6 protein-coding genes are annotated in these 5,002 nt (G+C 43.3%); 5 read left to right on the forward strand and 1 reads right to left on the reverse strand.

Annotation, left to right across the window (positions count from 1 at the left end):
- Positions 1-152: 152 nt before the first annotated feature.
- From WBA23_RS11935 to WBA23_RS11950, 4 genes are all read left to right on the forward strand, one after another.
- Positions 153-1,121 carry an acetyl-CoA carboxylase carboxyltransferase subunit alpha gene (locus tag WBA23_RS11935; protein ID WP_424582507.1) on the forward strand — a complete coding sequence of 323 codons (969 nt, stop codon included), beginning with the start codon at positions 153-155 and terminating at the stop codon, positions 1,119-1,121.
- A gap of 27 nt (positions 1,122-1,148) precedes the next feature.
- A complete protein-coding gene (locus tag WBA23_RS11940; protein WP_424582508.1) occupies positions 1,149-1,964 on the forward strand; it encodes a patatin-like phospholipase family protein in 816 nt (271 codons plus the stop codon).
- Positions 1,965-1,966: 2 nt separating this feature from the next.
- Positions 1,967-2,527, forward strand: coding sequence for a 1-acyl-sn-glycerol-3-phosphate acyltransferase (locus WBA23_RS11945; protein ID WP_424582509.1), 561 nt, complete (start codon positions 1,967-1,969; stop codon positions 2,525-2,527).
- 98 nt (positions 2,528-2,625) lie between these two features.
- Positions 2,626-3,003 carry a DoxX family protein gene (locus tag WBA23_RS11950; protein WP_424582510.1) on the forward strand — a complete coding sequence of 126 codons (378 nt, stop codon included), beginning with the start codon at positions 2,626-2,628 and terminating at the stop codon, positions 3,001-3,003.
- Between the two features lie 25 nt (positions 3,004-3,028).
- On the opposite strand, the gene tyrS is transcribed toward WBA23_RS11950, so the two are convergent.
- Positions 3,029-4,315: a tyrosine--tRNA ligase gene (tyrS, locus tag WBA23_RS11955; protein WP_424582511.1), complete on the reverse strand. Its 1,287-nt coding sequence runs from the start codon at positions 4,313-4,315 to the stop codon at positions 3,029-3,031.
- A gap of 267 nt (positions 4,316-4,582) precedes the next feature.
- Between tyrS and WBA23_RS11960 the strand changes: the two genes are divergently transcribed.
- The coding region (locus tag WBA23_RS11960; RefSeq protein ID WP_424582512.1) for an AI-2E family transporter at positions 4,583-5,002 on the forward strand (420 nt) is incomplete at its 3' end.

The raw sequence follows: 5,002 nt of genomic DNA on the forward strand, positions 1-5,002 counted from the left end.
AAATTGGAATGCAAATATGAAATCTTATCACCTTATTTCCAACAAACCACTTTAGTTTTTTCTTTTAATTCCGCTAGTCAAATACTACTTCCGGCTACAGAGTTGGTATAATACGCTTTTAATCCTAGCTTTGAATCTGAAAACGAACGCATATGGCAACAGAGAATTCAGCACAAACCTTACTAGAATTTGAGAAACCAGTCGTTGAGCTTGAAGAGCGGTTAGCTGAGATGAAGCGAATGGCAACTGAGAATGGAGTAGATGTAAGTGATGCTGTCAAGACCTTAGAGGAGAAAATTCAGCGTCTGAAAGAAGATACATACTCTAACCTAACCCGATGGCAGCGAGTGCAACTCTCTCGCCACCCCGATCGCCCTTACACGCTGGACTATATTTATGAGCTTTGTGATGATTTTATCGAACTTCATGGCGACCGCACGGTGAAAGATGATAAGGCAATGGTAGGCGGCCTGGGACACATCGATGGACAAACGTTTATGCTGCTCGGACAGCAGAAAGGACGAAACACCAAACTTCGCCAGATACGTAACTTCGGCATGGCCAATCCTGAAGGGTACCGCAAGGCACTGCGCCTTATGAAGATTGCTGAGAAATTTAACAAACCTATTATCGCTTTCATCGATACTCCGGGGGCATTTCCTGGTATTGAAGCTGAAGAGCGGGGCCAGGGTGAGGCCATTGCTCGCAATTTGCGGGAGATGTTTATGCTAAAGGTTCCGGTCATTTGTATTATCATTGGCGAAGGAGCCTCAGGAGGAGCGCTAGGTATTGCCATTGGCGATCAGGTAGTAATGTTAGAAAACACCTGGTACTCCGTAATCTCCCCCGAGTCATGCTCATCTATTCTGTGGCGGAGTTGGGATTTTAAGGAGCAAGCGGCCGAAGCACTCAAACTCACCGCGCAGGACATGCATCACTTTCAGATGGTAGATGGAATTATTGATGAGCCGCTAGGAGGAGCACACCATGATATGAAGTGGCAAAGTCAGAAGATAAAGGAGTATATCTTCTCTACTTTAGAAGGGTTAAATAACCTTTCCCCCGAAGACCGAATTCAAAAGCGTATTAATAAGTTTACCACAATTGGGGTAGTACAGTAATCCCAGAAAACTATTCTGCCTACTGCTATGCTGAAAAGTTCGGAGGAAGCGGAACCACGTCGCCAGAAACTAGGATTAGTGCTCTCTGGTGGCGGAGCAAGAGGTATTGCTCACTTGGGCATATTAAAAGTATTGGACGAAATTGGTATACGGATAGATGCTATTGCGGGAAGTAGCTCAGGAGCCATTGCTGGGGCGATGTACGCCAGTGGCTATTCTCCTGATGATATTCTACAGATTATTAACGAAACTAATTTTTTCAAACTGATTCGTCCGGCCATCAGCAAAACTGGTCTATTAAAAATGGACAGTGCCGAGTGGTTATACCAGAAGTACTTTACTGAAAATTCTTTTGAGGGGCTACAAATTCCGCTAACTATCAATGCCACAGACCTGTACAAGGGGAAGGCGGTTTATTTTACTAAAGGCGCGCTTATTCGCCCGCTAATGGCTTCTACTTGCATTCCCGTTATGTTTGAACCTACCTTAGTAAATGGAAGGCTGTACGTAGACGGTGGGTTGTTGAATAACTTTCCGGCTGAAGCTTTAATTGGTACGTGCGATAAAATTATTGGTCTTCATTGTAACCCAATTGATGATTCTTTTCGAGTAATGAACTTGAAAACAATGCTTGAGAGAACATTTTTACTCACTATTAATGCCAACTCATACTCTCGCCGAAAGTACTGCGACTTCTTTATAGAACCCCCAGCCCTGAAGACCTATCAAATTTTTGAACTGGGAAAAGCGGACGAAATATTTCAAATTGGGTACGATTACGCTAAATCTTTGGAGGCAGAGCTTACTCGCTTCTGGCTAAACCTACAATCAACAATCTACTAGCCATGTGGAAAATTATCGCGAAGATTATCTTAGGTATTTCTGGTTGGTCTTATAATAAGAACTTTCCCAAACATATTAAAAAAGGAGTCATGATTGCGGCCCCTCATACCAGTAATTGGGACATTTTCTACGCGCTTTCGGCACTCAGACTTATGGGTATACCGGTTCGTTTTACCATTAAAAAAGAGTGGATGAAGCCACCGATAGGAATTATTCTTAGAGCCTTGGGGGCAATCCCTATTAACCGAAGACAGCAGGGACTTAAGCGGGAAAGTATGGTAGATGCTATGGTGCGGCTGTTTGATGAGCGTGACCATCTGATTGTTCTGGTAACTCCAGAGGGAACCCGTAAGTACGCTAAGCGTTGGCGATCCGGTTTCTATCACGTAGCCAAACAAGCCAATGTGCCCATCCTTCTTGGTTATCTGGATTATGCTAAGAAAGAAGCGGGCATTCTTATGGAGCCCTTTTACCCCTCAGACGATGTAGACCAAGATGTTAAAAAGATCAAGGAAAAATATCGCGGCTTCCAAGCTCGCCACCCGGAACAGGGAATTTATTAATACATAATGTACTAAACATTGGTGTCTAAAGCAATCATATTAAATTTGTTGTAACTACAATAGTCGTAGATACGTAATTTTATGTAAATTATATCACTATGAAAGCTATTAGAATCACTTATTATGTCGCACTTAGTTTATTCACTCTACTAATGCTTCTTTCTGCTTCTAATTACTTCTTTAACTACAAAGATATCCAGGAAGCTTTCCAATCATTAGGCCATCCGGTTCATCTTATTTACCCCCTAGCAATTGCTAAACTACTAGGGCTGATCGCCATCTGGACTAAGCAGTCAGTAGTTCTTAAGGAGTGGGCCTACGCTGGGTTCTTTTTCAATATAGTCTTAGCCGCTTCCGCTCATATTAGTGTGGGCGATGGTCAAGCTGCGGGAGCATTTATAGCACTATTACTACTAACCATTGCCTATTTTACTGAAAAGAAAGTATTTCCTCAGAAGGCGCTAGTAAAAGCATAAGTCGGCAGAAACTACTAAGCTAAACCTATTCTTCTACCCGAACTAAGAAGTGTTTTTTCTTTCCGCGCTGCACCAGCAGGTATTTACCCTGAAGTAGTGGAAAATTTACTTCAGCATCGGAGGAGGTGATTTTCTCTTTATTGATACTAACTCCGCCCTGCTGAATCATCCGCCGAGCTTCTCCCTTAGATTTAAATACCAACTGGTGGGTAGTTTCGGATAACAGATCCACCACACTACCTGTGGCTTCGTACTCGCTACGCGAAATAGTTTCCTGAGGCAATCCTTCAAAAACCTCTAGTAAAGTCTTTTCGTCGATACTTCGTATCTTCTCTAAGGCCGCGTTTCCGAACAAAATTGTGGAAGCAACGCGAGCATTTTCAAAATCTTCGGTTGAATGAATACGAGTCGTCAGTTCTTCGGCTAACGCCCGCTTAGCTTCATTTGGGTTAGGCATTTGCTCCAATGCCTCAACTTCTTCCTGGCTTTTAAGCGAGAACACCCGCAGCAAACGCGACAAGTCATCATCAGCCACATTCAACCAAAACTGATAAAATTTGTAGGGGGAAGTCATATCAGCATCTAGCCATACGTTGCCCGACTCGGACTTACCAAACTTGGTTCCGTCGGATTTGGTGATGAGCGGGGCAGTTAGGGCAAACGCATCTCCCGATGCCTTTCGGCGAATAAACTCCGTCCCTGTTGTGATATTACCCCACTGATCAGACCCACCCATTTGGAGTTTCACTCCGTGGTGTTGGTACAGATGGTAGAAATCGTAACCTTGCAGCAGTTGGTACGAAAACTCAGTAAATGAAAGTCCGGTTTCTAATCGCTTTTTCACCGAATCTTTTGCCATCATGTAGTTGACAGTCAAATGCTTACCGGCATCTCGCAAAAAATCCAGAAACCCAATTTTTCCGAACCAGTCGTAGTTATTCACTAAAATAGCTTGATTTTCAGCAGCAGCATCAAAATCCAGAAATTTTTCTAGTTGCTTTCGCACTCCAGCTTGGTTCTCCCGTAGCGTACCTTCATCCAGCAAATTTCGTTCGGCTGATTTTCCTGAGGGGTCGCCAACCATACCAGTAGCTCCTCCTACTAAAGCAATTGGTTGATGACCGCTTCGTTGCAGATGCACTAATAGCATTACCGTAGCCAAATTACCAATATGGAGCGACTTAGCCGTCGGATCAAACCCGATGTAGCCCAATGTCTTCTGTTTAGCAAGTTGCTCCTCAGCACCAGGAGTCATGTCATGAATCATACCCCGCCAGCGCAGTTCTTTTATGAAATCAGCTAAATTAGGCATACTGAATAGTTTTGTTGAAAGGGCGGTTTATTACCCTACTTTAAGCAGTTGCAAATATAGAATTTCATTACACAAAGTGTAAAGGTGTTGTGGTGTTAATGTGTTTTGGACTATTAGATACTCCACACACTTGAACATTACGCGGCGGGGCCGCCCCGGCAATCACCTAAACACTTAAATACTTGAATACCCCAACACTATGTCATTCATTCAAACTATTCCTTTCACATTACGTTAAAGCACTTAATATTTTTTTCCTAATTTATCATGGTCAAACTCCCCGGATACGCTAAGTATCTAATTGTGCTAGCGGCTATCGTTCTTACCGCTTACGTGCTTATTATCGCCAAATCTATCCTTAGTCCAGTATTCACAGCACTAATTCTCGCGCTGCTTTTGCATCCGGTAAGTGCATGGCTAGAGCGGCTTAGAATTCCGAGAGGTATAAGTTCACTACTTTCTATTGTATTTGTGGTATTGGTTTTAGCTGGCCTGTCTTACTTTTTCTCTGCTCAGGTACGCAGCATTGGCCGCGACCTCAATACTATTGAAGCGAAATTTAATCAGGTTATTGACCGAAGTTCAGAATGGATGGCGGGTACTATCGGTATTGAACCCCAGGAGCAAACGAACTATCTGAAAGATTCTATTACTAGCCTACTCCGGGGAAGCACTTCTTTTTTAACC

Source organism: Tunicatimonas sp., from assembly GCF_049647865.1.
Lineage (GTDB): Bacteria > Bacteroidota > Bacteroidia > Cytophagales > Cyclobacteriaceae > Tunicatimonas.